Source organism: Serratia oryzae (assembly GCF_001976145.1).
GTDB lineage: Bacteria > Pseudomonadota > Gammaproteobacteria > Enterobacterales > Enterobacteriaceae > Chania > Chania oryzae.
This window is the reverse complement of sequence record NZ_MOXD01000001.1, coordinates 557,561-571,124: the sequence shown is the minus strand read 5'-3', so window position 1 is coordinate 571,124 and position 13,564 is coordinate 557,561. Positions and strand designations below refer to the sequence as shown.

Annotated in this window: 15 protein-coding genes and 1 pseudogene; 11 read left to right on the top strand and 5 right to left on the bottom strand. The window is 52.5% G+C overall.

The window, feature by feature from the left end:
- The first annotated feature begins 274 nt into the window (after positions 1-274).
- Together mdtJ and mdtI are read left to right on the top strand one after the other, a co-directional pair.
- Complete coding sequence (gene mdtJ / locus BMI79_RS02705; protein WP_076940279.1) at positions 275-643, top strand: multidrug/spermidine efflux SMR transporter subunit MdtJ; 369 nt, start codon at positions 275-277, stop codon at positions 641-643.
- Positions 630-959, top strand: coding sequence for a multidrug/spermidine efflux SMR transporter subunit MdtI (gene mdtI, locus BMI79_RS02700; protein ID WP_076940278.1), 330 nt, complete (start codon positions 630-632; stop codon positions 957-959). The genes mdtJ and mdtI overlap by 14 nt, the downstream gene beginning before the upstream one ends.
- A gap of 45 nt (positions 960-1,004) precedes the next feature.
- Here mdtI and BMI79_RS02695 read toward each other — a convergent pair whose 3' ends face one another.
- On the bottom strand, positions 1,005-1,349 hold the full coding sequence (locus tag BMI79_RS02695; RefSeq protein WP_076940277.1) for a RidA family protein: 345 nt from the start codon (positions 1,347-1,349) through the stop codon (positions 1,005-1,007).
- 133 nt (positions 1,350-1,482) lie between these two features.
- On the opposite strand from BMI79_RS02695, the gene yoaA reads away from it, so the two are divergent.
- From yoaA to rnd, 5 genes are all read left to right on the top strand, one after another.
- On the top strand, positions 1,483-3,387 hold the full coding sequence (gene yoaA / locus BMI79_RS02690) for a DNA repair helicase YoaA (RefSeq protein ID WP_076940276.1): 1,905 nt from the start codon (positions 1,483-1,485) through the stop codon (positions 3,385-3,387).
- Between the two features lie 79 nt (positions 3,388-3,466).
- On the top strand, positions 3,467-4,168 hold the full coding sequence (tsaB, locus tag BMI79_RS02685; protein ID WP_076940394.1) for a tRNA (adenosine(37)-N6)-threonylcarbamoyltransferase complex dimerization subunit type 1 TsaB: 702 nt from the start codon (positions 3,467-3,469) through the stop codon (positions 4,166-4,168).
- 103 nt (positions 4,169-4,271) lie between these two features.
- Complete coding sequence (locus tag BMI79_RS02680) at positions 4,272-4,871, top strand: Slp family lipoprotein (RefSeq protein ID WP_076940275.1); 600 nt, start codon at positions 4,272-4,274, stop codon at positions 4,869-4,871.
- Between the two features lie 198 nt (positions 4,872-5,069).
- A complete protein-coding gene (gene fadD, locus BMI79_RS02675) occupies positions 5,070-6,758 on the top strand; it encodes a long-chain-fatty-acid--CoA ligase FadD (protein ID WP_076940274.1) in 1,689 nt (562 codons plus the stop codon).
- Between the two features lie 121 nt (positions 6,759-6,879).
- A complete protein-coding gene (gene rnd / locus BMI79_RS02670) occupies positions 6,880-8,001 on the top strand; it encodes a ribonuclease D (protein ID WP_076940273.1) in 1,122 nt (373 codons plus the stop codon).
- A 208-nt stretch (positions 8,002-8,209) separates the two neighbouring features.
- Here rnd and minE read toward each other — a convergent pair whose 3' ends face one another.
- Genes minE through minC form a run of 3 tightly spaced genes read right to left on the bottom strand, consistent with a single transcriptional unit; the run spans position 8,210 to position 10,007 of the window.
- Positions 8,210-8,479, bottom strand: a complete 270-nt coding sequence (gene minE, locus BMI79_RS02665; protein ID WP_076940272.1) for a cell division topological specificity factor MinE — start codon at positions 8,477-8,479, stop codon at positions 8,210-8,212.
- Between the two features lie 3 nt (positions 8,480-8,482).
- On the bottom strand, positions 8,483-9,295 hold the full coding sequence (gene minD, locus BMI79_RS02660) for a septum site-determining protein MinD (protein WP_076940271.1): 813 nt from the start codon (positions 9,293-9,295) through the stop codon (positions 8,483-8,485).
- Between the two features lie 25 nt (positions 9,296-9,320).
- A complete protein-coding gene (minC, locus tag BMI79_RS02655; RefSeq protein WP_076940270.1) occupies positions 9,321-10,007 on the bottom strand; it encodes a septum site-determining protein MinC in 687 nt (228 codons plus the stop codon).
- A gap of 136 nt (positions 10,008-10,143) precedes the next feature.
- Here minC and BMI79_RS02650 point away from each other — a divergent pair, with 136 nt between their 5' ends.
- The 4 genes and pseudogenes from BMI79_RS02650 (at position 10,144) to BMI79_RS02635 (ending at position 12,139) form a co-directional block, all read left to right on the top strand.
- A complete protein-coding gene (locus BMI79_RS02650; protein WP_076940269.1) occupies positions 10,144-10,416 on the top strand; it encodes a YcgL domain-containing protein in 273 nt (90 codons plus the stop codon).
- A 98-nt stretch (positions 10,417-10,514) separates the two neighbouring features.
- A pseudogene (locus tag BMI79_RS24085) lies at positions 10,515-10,787 on the top strand (lytic murein transglycosylase); the annotation flags it as partial.
- A gap of 93 nt (positions 10,788-10,880) precedes the next feature.
- On the top strand, positions 10,881-11,537 hold the full coding sequence (locus BMI79_RS02640) for a fumarylacetoacetate hydrolase family protein (protein ID WP_076940268.1): 657 nt from the start codon (positions 10,881-10,883) through the stop codon (positions 11,535-11,537).
- A gap of 155 nt (positions 11,538-11,692) precedes the next feature.
- Positions 11,693-12,139 (top strand): YcgN family cysteine cluster protein, encoded by a 447-nt coding sequence (locus tag BMI79_RS02635; protein WP_076940267.1) that lies wholly within the window; start codon positions 11,693-11,695, stop codon positions 12,137-12,139.
- Positions 12,140-12,182: 43 nt separating this feature from the next.
- On the opposite strand, the gene kdoO is transcribed toward BMI79_RS02635, so the two are convergent.
- On the bottom strand, positions 12,183-13,082 hold the full coding sequence (kdoO, locus tag BMI79_RS02630) for a Kdo hydroxylase KdoO (RefSeq protein ID WP_076940266.1): 900 nt from the start codon (positions 13,080-13,082) through the stop codon (positions 12,183-12,185).
- Positions 13,083-13,564 lie beyond the last annotated feature (482 nt).

Genomic DNA, 13,564 nt, shown 5'->3' with positions numbered 1-13,564 from the left:
TCAGAACTTCTACTTGCCAGCTTTTCCTTTCTGCCATCCTTGCCAGTGAGCATCACTGGTGCAGCGAGCTATAGCGTCTTTTCCCCTTAACCGGTGCTGATGACAGGTTTTATCCCTGTTCACTTGGCGTAACCGGGCAACTGTTTTTACAGCATTCGGGTAGGTTTATCCCCAGGGATCTCTGCGTCTCCTGCGCCGCTGTGCGCCTGTTTGACGAGATTAATCGGGATAAATACGCCTTAGCGTGCGCTATTCGCCGTTTGGGAGAAAAAAGATGATTTATTGGATATTTTTAGGCTTTGCCATCGTTGCTGAAATTATCGGTACCCTGTCCATGAAATACGCGAGCGTCAGCGGGGGCATGACCGGGCATATTGTGATGTACGTGATGATTACCGGTTCCTATGTGATGCTGTCGTTAGCGGTAAAACGCGTGGCGCTGGGTGTAGCTTATGCGTTGTGGGAAGGGATCGGTATTCTGTTTATTACCCTGTTCAGCGTAATGCTGTTTGATGAGCCGATTTCTGCGCTGAAAGTGTTGGGGCTAGTGACCCTGATTGCCGGTATCCTGCTGGTGAAGTCCGGTACCCGCAAAGTACGAAAACAGGTCAGCCCGCGAGGTGACAACCATGCAACAGCTTGAGTTGTACCACATTGGGTTTCTGGCGTTAGCCATCGTGCTGGAGATTGTCGCTAATATCTTTCTGAAAATGTCGGACGGCTTCAGTAAAGTCTGGTTGGGGTTGTTGTCACTGTTGTCGGTCTTGGGGGCATTCAGTGCGCTGGCACAGGCGGTTAAAGGGATCGAGCTGTCGGTGGCCTACGCGCTGTGGGGCGGTTTCGGCATTGCTGCGACGATCGCGGCAGGTTGGATCCTGTTCGGGCAGCGTTTAAATGCCAAAGGCTGGGTTGGCCTGGCGTTGCTGCTGGCGGGAATGGTGATTATCAAACTGGCCTGAAGTTAAAAACCAAAAGCCGCAGGTTTATCGCCTGCGGCGTCTTTTTTACAGGGCCGCAATAATCTTGATTTCAACTTTGAATTTCGGATTCATCAGCTTGGCCTGCACGGTGCAGCGCACCGGTGCGCTGCCAGCCACCACCCAGGCATCCCAGGCGGCATTCATGGCGGCAAAATCGCCGGCATCAGCCAGGAAGATAGTCGCATCTAATACCCGGCTTTTGTCCGAACCTACGCGCGTCAGCAAAATATCAATAGCCGCCAGCGCGTTGGCGGTCTGCGCCATGGCGTCGTCATCAAGGTTTTCCGGCACGCTGGTGTAATAAATGGTGTCATTGTGGATCACGGCTTCGGACCAGCGCTGTGCCGGATCAATACGTTCGATATTCATTCAATTATCTCCCTATCATCAACGGCATAAGGGTAACACAGCCACCGTAAAATGTGTGCGCTGATAAAGTCGATGGTAGCAGCGTGGCAGGCTTGGCATAATCACCGCTGAATAATACCGACAGAGAGATAGCGTGGCAGACGATTTCGCACCAGAAGGCGCATTAGCGCAGGCAATTAAAGGTTTCAAACCCCGTGAGCCGCAGCGCCTGATGGCCGAGGCGGTGACGGAAGCGATCAATTTCAAACAGGAACTGGTGGTTGAGGCGGGCACCGGTACTGGCAAAACCTACGCTTATCTGGCCCCGGCGCTGCGTTCCAAACGCAAGGTGATTATTTCCACCGGTTCTAAAGCATTGCAGGATCAGCTCTATGCACGCGATCTGCCTACCGTTGCCAAGGCATTAAAATATAACGGTAAATTGGCGTTGCTGAAAGGGCGTTCCAACTACCTGTGCCTGGAGCGCCTCGAACAGCAGTCGATGGCCGGTGGCGAACTGGCCGGGCAGACGCTGATCGATCTGGTGCGCCTGCGCAGTTGGTCGTCACAGACGGAAGAAGGGGACGTCAGTTCCTGTAGCGATGTAGCGGAAGACAGCTTTGTCTGGCCGCTGGTGACCAGCACCAACGACAACTGCTTAGGCAGTGATTGCCCGCTGTATAAAGAGTGCTTTGTGGTCAAGGCCCGCCGCCGTGCCATGGATGCTGATGTGGTCGTGGTGAACCACCATCTGTTCCTGGCGGATATGGTAGTGAAAGAGGGTGGCTTTGCTGAACTGATTCCGGAAGCGGACGTGATGATTTTCGACGAAGCGCACCAGATCCCAGATATCGCCAGCCAGTATTTCGGCAAGCAACTCACCAGCCGCCAACTGTTGGATTTAGCGAAAGATATCACTATCGCCTATCGCACTGAGGTACGAGATACGGCACAGCTGCAAAAAAGTGCCGATCGCCTCAGCCAAAGTACCCAGGATTTCCGCTTGGCCTTGGGGGAACCGGGGTTTCGCGGCAATCTGCGTGAAGTATTAGCGCAGCCAAATGTGCAGCGCGCACTGGTGTTGCTCGATGACGCGCTGGAGCTGTGTTATGACGTGGTCAAGCTTTCTCTTGGCCGTTCCGCCTTGCTGGACGCGGCGTTTGAACGCGCGACGCTATACCGTGGCCGTCTTAAGCGCCTGAAAGAGGTGAATGAACCGGGTTTCAGCTACTGGTATGAATGCAACTCACGCCACTTTGTGTTGGCGCTGACGCCGCTGACGGTCGCCGAGCGCTTCCGTGAAATGCTCGACGATAAACCGGGCAGTTGGATCTTTACCTCGGCCACGCTGTCGGTGAATGAGCAGATGGGCCATTTCACCGAACGTCTGGGGCTGAATAACGCCAAAACGTTGCTGCTGCCCAGCCCGTTTGATTATGCTAATCAGGCGTTGCTGTGCGTACCGCGTTTCCTGCCGTCGCCCAATCAGCCCGGTGGTGCACGCCAATTGGCGCGGATGCTGCGGCCATTGATCGAAGCTAATCAGGGGCGCTGTTTCTTTCTTTGCACCTCACACCAGATGATGCGCGAACTGGCAGAAGAGTTCCGTGCCACTCTGACGCTGCCGGTGTTGCTGCAAGGGGAAACCAGCAAAGGCCAACTGCTGGCGCAGTTTGTTGAAGCCGGCAATGCGCTTTTAGTGGCCACCAGCAGTTTCTGGGAAGGGGTGGATGTGCGCGGTGATACGCTCTCCTGTGTCATCATCGATAAACTGCCGTTTACCTCGCCAGACGATCCGCTGCTGAAAGCGCGCATTGAAGATTGCCGTCTGCGCGGGGGCGATCCGTTCAACGATGTGCAGCTACCGGATGCGGTGATTACGTTGAAACAGGGCGTTGGCCGCCTGATTCGCGACACTGACGATCGCGGTGTGCTGGTGATTTGTGACAACCGCCTGGTGATGCGCCCCTATGGTGAAGTGTTCCTTAACAGCCTGCCGCCCACGCCGCGCACCCGCGATCTGGCACAGGCGATCGCCTTCCTCAAGGCAAAATGCTAGCGGATAGGCGTCACTTCGGGGCTGTGCTACAATGCGCGCCCTGTATGAAACCATTGATTTTTCCCGCCTGAGGTTTGGCATGTCCACGCGAATTTTAGCGATTGATACGGCGACGGAAGCCTGTTCTGTCGCCATCTGGAATCAAGGCGAAACTCACGCCCTGTTTGAACTGTGCCCACGCGAACACACCCAGCGTATTTTACCCTTGGTGCAACAGGTGCTGGCTGAATCTGGATTAACCCTTTCCCAACTCGATGCGCTGGCCTTTGGCCGTGGGCCGGGTAGCTTTACCGGCGTGCGTATTGGCATTGGTATTGCCCAGGGGCTGGCGCTGGGGGCCGATCTGCCAATGCTCGGGATCTCCACGTTACAAACCATGGCGCAAGGCGCTTGGCGCATGACCGGTGCGCAGCGCGTGCTGGCGGCGATCGATGCGCGTATGGGCGAAGTCTACTGGGGCCAGTTTGAGCGGCAGCCAGATGGCGGTTGGCTGGAGAGCGAAGGGGAAGCCGTGCTGTCGCCGCCGCAGGCGCTGGAGCGTGCCCTGCGTTTGCAGGGCAACTGGGCCCATGTTGGCACCGGTTGGCAAACCTACCCAGATCTGGTTGCAGGGGCTTCGCTGAGCCTGACGGATGGGCAGATGCTGTTGCCACAGGCCGAAGATATGCTGCCATTGGCATTGCAGGCCTGGCAGCAGGGGCTGGCAGTGAGCGTCGAAAATGCCGAACCAACCTATTTGCGCAATGAAGTCACCTGGAAGAAACTGCCGGGGCGCGAATAATTACACTATTATTAAAGTGTTGTCATTGATGTCGGAAATATGCCCGTGCGACTTGAGCTAAGGAATGCGGTCGAAGTTACAGCTAATTCAGGAGATTGCGACGATGCTGACCCGCACTTTGAGTAAAAAATGCCTGGCTCTGGTGATTGCCGGTAGCGTACTGGCGCTCTCCGGCTGTGTCACTATCCCAGATGCTATTCAGGGAACCAGTGCTACGCCGGTGGATCAACTGTCGTCGGTGCAGAATGCGCCAAGTCTGTTTACCGGTGCCGAGGCGCGTTTTGGCGGTACGGTGGTTGCCATGACCAATGAGCGTGGCCGTACGGTATTGGAGATTGCCGCGGTGCCACTGGATTCTGGGGCGCGACCCATTCTGGGGGAACCATCACAAGGGCGGTTGCTGGCTTCGGTTAACGGCTTCCTTGACCCGGTTGATTTCAATGGGCAGTTGGTCACGGTGGTGGGGCCGATTACCGGTGTGCGCGAAGGCAAGATTGGTATGACGCCGTATCGGTTTGTCACTATGAATGCCACAGGATTCAAACGCTGGCGTATTGCTCAGCAGGTTGTCATGCCACCGCAACCGATGGGGCCATGGGGCCCTTGGGGGCCACGTCACGATCCTTGGGGCCCCGGCTGGGGAGGTGGACCGGGTTGGTACAATCCTGGTCCGGCCAGGATCCAGACCTTGGTTGTACCCTAAACGTGGTGATTCTGATAGGGCGGCTTGATAGCCGCCTTATGTTTTTTGTCCAAGGGTGCACTGGCAATTAGTGACCTGCATCGCAACCTGAGTATTGTTTAAAACCCGAACTGGTACGCTGAGTTAAAATATTGTTAAAGCTTGGCGGTAAAGTGGGGGGCTGCGATGATAATTAGCAAAAATTTCAGGAGTAATAGCTTGGATAAGGTCTGGTTAAAACGTTACCCGGCAGATGTTCCGGCAGAGATTGATGCCGATCACTACACATCTCTGATCGAAGTATTTGAAAATGCGGCCATACGATATGCGGATCAACCCGCTTTTATCAATATGGGGGAGGTAATGACCTTCCGCAAACTGGAAGAGCGAAGCCGGGCGTTTGCTGCTTACCTGCAAAATGAGCTGGGGTTGAAGAAGGGCGATCGTGTCGCGCTGATGATGCCAAACCTGCTGCAGTACCCGATTGCCCTGTTCGGCATTCTGCGTGCCGGGATGGTGGTGGTGAACGTCAACCCGCTGTATACGCCGCGCGAGCTGGAGCATCAGTTGAACGACAGCGGTGCCAGCGCCATTGTGATCGTCTCCAACTTTGCCCATACGTTGGAAAAAGTGGTCTTCAAAACCCAGGTGAAGCACGTGATCCTGACGCGGATGGGCGATCAGCTCTCTGCCGCCAAGGGTACGCTGGTGAACTTTGTGGTGAAATACATCAAACGTCTGGTACCCAAATATCATTTGCCGGACGCGATTTCCTTCCGCAGTGCGCTGCAACGCGGCCGCCGCATGCAATATGTTAAGCCGGATGTCGTGAATACCGATCTGGCCTTCCTGCAATATACCGGCGGCACGACCGGCGTGGCTAAAGGCGCTATGCTGACCCACCGTAATATGCAGGCCAACCTGGCGCAGGCTAAAGCCGCTTATGTTCCTCTGCTGCGTGAGGGGCAGGAACTGGTGGTGACGGCATTGCCGCTGTATCACATCTTTGCTTTGACGGTGAACTGCCTGCTGTTTATCGAGTTAGGCGGGCGTAGCCTGCTGATCACTAATCCGCGTGATATCCCAGGAATGGTGAAGGAACTGGCGAAATATCCGTTCACCGCCATGACCGGCGTAAATACTTTGTTTAATGCGTTGCTGAACGATGCCGACTTCCAGAAACTCGATTTCTCCACATTACGGCTGTCGGTGGGCGGTGGCATGTCGGTGCAGAAAGCCGTCGCGGAACGGTGGGAGAAACTGACCGGCAAGCATTTGTTGGAGGGTTACGGCCTGACGGAATGCTCTCCATTGGTATCAGGTAACCCGCACGATCTGAAGCATTACAGCGGCAGTATTGGCCTGCCGGTGCCCTCTACTGACATTCGTTTGCTGGATGACGATGGCAAAGATGTTCCCGTGGGTGAACCTGGAGAACTGTGGGTCAAAGGGCCGCAAGTTATGTTAGGCTATTGGCAGCGGCCGGATGCCACGGATGAAGTGTTAAAAGACGGTTGGCTTGCCACTGGCGATGTGGTTACCGTGGACGATGAAGGTTTTATTCGCATTGTCGATCGTAAAAAAGATATGATCCTGGTTTCTGGATTTAACGTCTATCCGAACGAGATCGAAGATGTGGTCAGCCAGCATGCGAAAGTCTTGGAGTGTGCTGCGATCGGTGTGCCGAGCGGGGCTTCCGGTGAAACGGTGAAGATCTGCGTGGTGAAGAAAGACGCCTCACTGACTCAGGAAGAGTTACTGACCCATTGTCGCCGATTCCTGACCGGGTACAAAGTGCCAAAAATTGTTGAGTTCCGTGACGAATTGCCGAAGTCGAACGTTGGCAAGATTTTGCGCCGGGAACTGCGTGACGAGCAAAAAAAGCCCAATGCGGCTGATGCTGCCTAAGCGGGCTTGTTACAACTCCTTATCAACAACGCCGGTTAATGCCGGCGTTGTTGTGTTTGAATCATGAAATACTCCTCCTCTTCGTGCAGAAGAGTGGGTAAACGATAAAGAGAATGACGTTTTGAATTATCAGTTGATCACGACCGACACTGGCTTGCAGCAGGTCTGCGAGCAGGCAAGAAACCATGCCCAGATTGCGCTGGACACTGAGTTCGTCAGAACGCGCACCTATTACCCGCAGTTAGGCCTGATCCAGTTATACGATGGTGAACAACTTTCCCTGATTGATCCGCTTCCTATCAAGCAATGGCAACCGTTTATCGATCTGCTGGCCGATACCCGCGTGGTGAAATTCCTGCATGCAGGCAGTGAAGACTTGGAGGTATTCCTCAATGCCTTCAAAACGTTGCCAACGCCGATGATCGATACCCAGATCCTGGCCGCGTTTAGCGGCCATGCGTTGTCTTGCGGCTTTGCCAAACTGGTGGCGGAGTATATGCAGGTCGAGCTGGATAAAAGTGAATCCCGTACCGACTGGTTGGCGCGGCCGTTAACGGAACGGCAGTGTATTTACGCTGCTGCTGATGTGTTCTACCTGTTGCCGATGGCCAAACAACTGGTGCAGGAAACCGAAGAGGCGGGTTGCACAGCGGCGGCACACGATGAATGTCTTTTGTTATGCCAGCGCCGCAGTGAAACCTTGGCGCCAGAATTAGCCTACCGTGAAATCACCAACGCCTGGCAGTTACGTCCGCGTCAGTTAGGCTGTTTGCAGAAACTGGCGGAGTGGCGTTTGCGTCAGGCGCGTGAGCGCGATCTGGCGGTGAATTTCGTGGTGCGTGAAGAGAACCTGTGGGCCGTTGCCCGCTACATGCCAGCCTCCTTAGGGGAGCTTGATGCACTGGGGCTGAGTGGGCCAGAGATTCGCTATCATGGTAAAACGCTGATTGCGCTGGTGGCAGAAGCTAACGCGCTGGATGAGTCTGCGTTGCCTGAGCCGATTACTAATCTGATCGATCAGCCCGGTTATAAGAAAGTATTTAAGGATATTAAAGCGGCCATCAGCGAAGTGAGTGAAAAAAGTGGTTTAAGCAGCGAGTTGCTGGCCTCACGTCGGCAGATCAATCAATTGCTAAACTGGCATTGGAAACTGAAAGGCAATGATACAACGCCAGAATTAATCAGCGGTTGGCGTGGTGAATTATTAGCAGAACCTTTGCAGGATATCCTGAAGAATTATTAATCGTTGGTAACAAGAATGGGGCAGTGCAGGCTGTTCTATTCTTGCAAATACTGCCGTAAGAAATTTAACCCTACCGCTATGCTAAAAAGATTAATTGGCATTATCTCAACGCGCAAAGCAGCGATATTTACGTCTTTATCTTTTTGTATGTATATATATACAGTTACCCCCTGCGTAAAATAGGCAGGGGGTAATTAATGCGCCGCAATCATTTAGGTGTATCTTCCGATTCCGGTAGCGTTACGTTCAGTTCAAGTACCGAAATATCGTCTCCTTTCTGCTCGAATTGCACATGCAGCATTTCAGGATCGACTTGAACGTATTTACAAATTACCGCCAGAATGTCGCGTTTTAAATCAGGTAGATAGTGGGGCTCGCTGTCCCCACGCCGACGCTCTGCAACGATAATTTGCAGCCGTTCCTTGGCTACACTGGCTGTTGATTTTTTGCGGGACAGAAAGAAGTCTAACAAAGCCATGGTTTATCCCCCAAAAAGGCGTTTCAGGAAGCCCTTTTTCTCTTCTTCGATGAAGCGGAATGGGCGTTCTTCTCCTAACAGGCGGTGAACGGTGTCGTCGTAGGCCTTACCGGCGTCTGACTCACTATCAAGAATAACAGGTTCGCCCTGATTGGAGGCGCGTAATACAGACTGATCTTCCGGAATTACGCCAACCAGCGGAATACGCAGAATTTCCAGCACATCTTCCATGCTCAGCATGTCGCCACGGCTGACACGGCCCGGGTTGTAACGGGTTAGCAGCAAATGTTCCTGGATAGGGGCTTCACCTTTTTCGGCACGGCGAGATTTGGAAGCCAGAATGCCAAGGATGCGGTCTGAGTCGCGTACTGAGGACACTTCCGGGTTAGTGGTGATAATGGCTTCATCGGCGAAATACAGCGCCATCAGCGCGCCGGTTTCAATGCCAGCGGGTGAATCGCAGACCACAAACTCAAATCCCATCTCATCGAGATCGTTGAGGATCTTTTCAACGCCTTCACGGGTCAAGGCGTCTTTATCACGCGTTTGCGACGCGGGCAGGATATAGAGGTTTTCGGTGCGCTTATCTTTGATCAACGCCTGATTCAGCGTGGCATCACCCTGAATAACGTTAACAAAATCATAAACTACCCGGCGTTCACAGCCCATGATCAGGTCAAGGTTACGCAGACCGATATCGAAGTCGATCACTACGGTTTTCTTGCCTTTCTGGGCTAAGCCGGTAGCAATGGCCGCGCTCGATGTGGTCTTGCCAACGCCCCCTTTACCCGATGTAACAACAATAATGCGTGCCATGAAATGGATTCCTTGTCAAAAGGGCTTAATTTAAAGGTTGTATGGTTAAAGCGTTATCCAACAGGCTGAGCCGCGCTGCCTGCCCGAAGAAGTCGGACGGGATCTGATCGCTCAACCAATACTGCCCTGCGATAGAGACTAGCTCAGCACCCAGGTGCGTGCAAAAAATCTGGCACTGGGCATCGCCGGAGGCGCCAGCCAGTGCACGGCCGCGCATGGTGCCGTAGATATGAATATTGCCATCGGCAATCAATTCTGCGCCGGCACTGACGCTGCTGGTGACGATCAAATCGCTGTTGCGGGCATAAATCTGTTGGCCGGAACGGACAGGAGCATTGATGATGCGCGTTTTGGCAGGGGCGTTATCCGGCACGGGTGCCGCGACGGGCGGGGGAATTTTCTGCCCTTTACCTTCGTTTAATAAGGGTAAACCGGCACGAGCGATAGCACGTTTTTGCCGCTCATCTTTGCAACCACTGATGCCGACCACGCGTAAACCCGCAGCCGTGACAGCCTGTTGAAGTTCTTTCCAGTTCGCGTCGCCGTTCAGCGTCGCGACATTGATCACAACAGGGGCATTTTTAAGAAAAGCGGGTGCTTGATCCACTTTCTCCTGCAATGCCTGACGTATTACCTCGGGTTCTGAATTATACAAATGAACAACCGATAGGGTAAAACTGCTGCCTTTTAGCTCAATTGGCGATTGTGACATCTATCCTGACTCAGTCTCAGCAACTTTAAATCCCCGGAATACCACTCGGGGTGCGATATTCCGAAGTACTATAAGCATGTTATAGTCAGAGTTATATCCAGGCAAGACGCTGCCTCAATTAAATAGAGTTAAAAAAATGCTTTGTGTGATCTATAGAAGCCCAAAACGCGATCAAACTTATCTTTATGTCGAAAAAAGAGACGATTTCTCGCGCGTGCCGGAAGAACTGATGAAAAGCTTTGGTACACCGCAGTTCTCAATGATGCTTTCACTCGACGGGCGCAAGAAATTAGCCTCGGCAGATATTGAAGCGGTGAAAGAAGCGTTGAAGCAAGATGGATTTTATCTGCAGTTCCCGCCACCGGTGGAAAATTTATTAAACCTGCATCTGTCTGACAGCAAAAAATAATCCCAACAGATCTTTAGCGTGGAGTTAAACGCCGTTTCTTTTGAATATTCTGATTCTGGCGACCGTTCACGACAAAGCCAGGCGTCTGCTGGGGCTGAGAGGTGAAGTTGCCAGCAGGATTTAATGTCGATAGTCTGGGGTTGCAAGAGGCGCAGGCACACAGCGTCGTTTAATTAGCCGCACGTGGTGTCAGGCTTGCGAATGGCTCAGCGTTGCCATCTTCTCGTTTACGCAGTTGGGCGATCGCGCCAGATGATATACAAGGGCGGGCATTCCTGGTTTATGATAATTTTCGTACCTTGATGCACTGGAATCGCTCGTACTATTTTGCGATTAGTGTGGGAATGATGGCAGACGGTATCGGGCAATAAAAGCCGATGCTATAAAGCGGTGCCTGGAGTGGTGCCGCGTTCGAAGATGGGGTTTGTAAGCGGAACCCCAACACTGTGGTTGGGAGAGGTGGTATGTATCAACATAGAGACTGGCAAGGTGCGTTGCTCGATTTCCCGGTAAATAAAGTGGTCTGTGTCGGCAGTAACTATGCTGACCACATTAAGGAAATGGGTAGTGCGACGTCGCCTGAACCCGTGGTATTTATCAAACCTGAAACGGCGCTGTGTGACATTCGCCAGCCGGTGGCGATCCCTAAAGGCCTAGGATCGGTTCATCACGAGGTTGAACTTGCGGTACTGATCGGTACGCCGTTGAAGCAGGCCAATGAAGATCGTGTGGCGCGCGCTATCGCCGGGTACGGAGTGGCGTTGGACTTGACCTTGCGTGAGCTGCAGGCCGGGTTTAAAAAGGCTGGGCAACCCTGGGAAAAAGCCAAGGGTTTTGATGGTTCTTGCCCGATCTCCGGCTTTATTCCGGTGGCTGAGTTTGGCGATCCACAAAATGCCGAGCTTTCGCTGACGGTGAATGATGAACTGCGTCAGCAGGGGAATACTCGCGATATGATTACCCCAATTTTACCGCTGATCGCTTACATGAGCCGTTTCTTTACGCTGCGTGCAGGTGACATTATCCTGACCGGTACGCCTCAGGGCGTGGGGCCGATGGTTTCCGGCGACATGCTGAAAATCTCTCTGAATGGCAAAGCACTCAGTACACGTGTGATTTAATGCCTTGCGGCCTGCAACGTCATCATTAGGTGCAGGCTGCAACCGGCAGGGTTAGTTCCGTAGTTATTTCCTTTTGCGCTCAGTGTCGATATAGTGCCCCCCTTGAAGCCTGTACGCAGGTGATGTGCTCATTTACCTATTATTCGGATGTCGATATGTCACAACTCCCTTTTTGGCAACAGAAAACGCTGGATGAAATGTCTGAAGCAGAGTGGGAATCGCTGTGCGACGGTTGTGGCCAATGCTGCATGAATAAACTGATCGACGAAGATACCGACGAAATCTATTTCACTAACGTTGCCTGCGATCAGCTGAATATCAAATCTTGCCAGTGTCGCCATTACGAGCGGCGATTTGAACTGGAAGAGGATTGCATCAAGCTGACGCGTGAAAACCTCACTACGTTCGACTGGTTGCCACCAACCTGTGCCTATCGCCTGATTGGTGAAGGCAAACCGCTGTTCTCTTGGCATCCGCTGATCAGCGGTTCCAAGGCTGCCATGCACGGTGAGCGCATTACGGTGCGCCACATCGCCGTTCGTGAAAGCGAAGTGGTGGATTGGCAGGATCACATCTTAAACAAACCGAGCTGGGCAAGGTAATCGCCGATCGCTCAGCGTTCCCCAGCCCCGGTAGGAGCAAAACCTAAATCAGCGGTTTATGAAGCATCGCTTCCAAGACCTTCAGCGGTGAGTTCTGCGGCGTTTTCATCGCTTTCACTGGCAACAGGAAGGTCTGTTCCAGCATGAATTGCCCCGACATCGCGGCGTGCGGTGTCTGGTCGGAAAAGCAAATCCAACTGCTGCCCGGTGGGAATTCGATCGCCTGCTGCGGGCCGTTGTTCTGGTATTCCATATCCGCTTTCATCGCATCGTGCATTTGCAGCATCAGATGATCGTAATGGCTGCGACGGGTTTTGGTAATACCGACTTTATCCTGCACCCAACTGATCAATGGGGAATAACGCCCGAGCCGGGGCAGAAAGCGCTGCGCCAACTCTGGGAACGGCTCACCGACACGCCAGAGACGGTTCTCTCCGTGGGGATTGATATTGGTGAAGATCCGTAGAATACGCTCACCATAATTAGGGCGTGAAGGGAACGCATCAACATGAAGACGGGTATCATCTTTACGCCATGAATTGCAGGCTTTCCAGGCAGAAATAGGGTGCAGGCGCAGGCTGTTGGTTGGCGTATGCAGTGTATGACGATATTCGGGCAATACCGAGGTAACCAACTCCTGGCAGGCGCGGTGATGGTGAGCCAACAATTTCTGTATCGCTTCTCGCTGCTTTTCAACCGCGACACCGGTCAGTTTCTGCAATTTCGGCTGATAACTGATATTCTTGCGTTTAGGATCGGCCAGTTCGGGGGTCAGTAAGGTTTTCTCAGTGTCGGTCAGATTAAAGGCCAAATGGGGAAAAAACAGTACCTTGCCTTGTTCGAGGGCGGCGACGGCGTCTATAGAGGAAGGAGAGGTAGTGCTCCAATCCTGATAGGGAAGCCGCATAATGGCCGCTTCTGGGGTTATTTTAATGTCTGACATTTTGTTCCCTTACTTAAGTACCGCGTCTTTCTTACGGTTTTCTCCATCTGTGAGACAGAGTCTGACCGCGATATCGGCCCAACCTACTTGGGTAGGACACGGCGTTATATCTGGCACATCATAGATGTTTTATGAACATAACTGTTATACGAAATTAAACAAAGAGTAAATGGTGCTATAAATAAATGCTTAAGGTTAATCTGGTGAGCGATTATGAGTTTTATTTATTAGTAATTATATTAACCAGTAACATTAAAATATATTTACAATGAATAAAGTATGGGCTATTTATATAAGCCAGCATTAACTATAAACATTTTTGAAACATGTCTCGGCGGGTAAATGGATAACAGAGAACAGATTGTTATCACAGCATAACTTAATGTTATGTAAATTACGCCACAAATCCCCAAGTTGGGCTTCTTTTTAAAGCCAATGTTAGGTAGTTTGTCGGCTATCTCGCCCAGCAATGAGAATGTAAT

What these genes read in the sequence shown, in the direction of transcription:
- BMI79_RS02650 (WP_076940269.1), top strand. Translation starts at nt 10,144, where the DNA reads ATGCTTTGTGTGATCTATAGAAGCCCAAAACGCGATCAAACTTATCTT.
- BMI79_RS02695 (WP_076940277.1), bottom strand. Translation starts at nt 1,349, where the DNA reads ATGAATATCGAACGTATTGATCCGGCACAGCGCTGGTCCGAAGCCGTG.
- mdtJ (WP_076940279.1), top strand. Translation starts at nt 275, where the DNA reads ATGATTTATTGGATATTTTTAGGCTTTGCCATCGTTGCTGAAATTATC.
- BMI79_RS02635 (WP_076940267.1), top strand. Translation starts at nt 11,693, where the DNA reads ATGTCACAACTCCCTTTTTGGCAACAGAAAACGCTGGATGAAATGTCT.
- BMI79_RS02640 (WP_076940268.1), top strand. Translation starts at nt 10,881, where the DNA reads ATGTATCAACATAGAGACTGGCAAGGTGCGTTGCTCGATTTCCCGGTA.
- minD (WP_076940271.1), bottom strand. Translation starts at nt 9,295, where the DNA reads ATGGCACGCATTATTGTTGTTACATCGGGTAAAGGGGGCGTTGGCAAG.
- kdoO (WP_076940266.1), bottom strand. Translation starts at nt 13,082, where the DNA reads ATGTCAGACATTAAAATAACCCCAGAAGCGGCCATTATGCGGCTTCCC.
- mdtI (WP_076940278.1), top strand. Translation starts at nt 630, where the DNA reads ATGCAACAGCTTGAGTTGTACCACATTGGGTTTCTGGCGTTAGCCATC.
- minE (WP_076940272.1), bottom strand. Translation starts at nt 8,479, where the DNA reads ATGGCTTTGTTAGACTTCTTTCTGTCCCGCAAAAAATCAACAGCCAGT.
- BMI79_RS02680 (WP_076940275.1), top strand. Translation starts at nt 4,272, where the DNA reads ATGCTGACCCGCACTTTGAGTAAAAAATGCCTGGCTCTGGTGATTGCC.
- minC (WP_076940270.1), bottom strand. Translation starts at nt 10,007, where the DNA reads ATGTCACAATCGCCAATTGAGCTAAAAGGCAGCAGTTTTACCCTATCG.
- tsaB (WP_076940394.1), top strand. Translation starts at nt 3,467, where the DNA reads ATGTCCACGCGAATTTTAGCGATTGATACGGCGACGGAAGCCTGTTCT.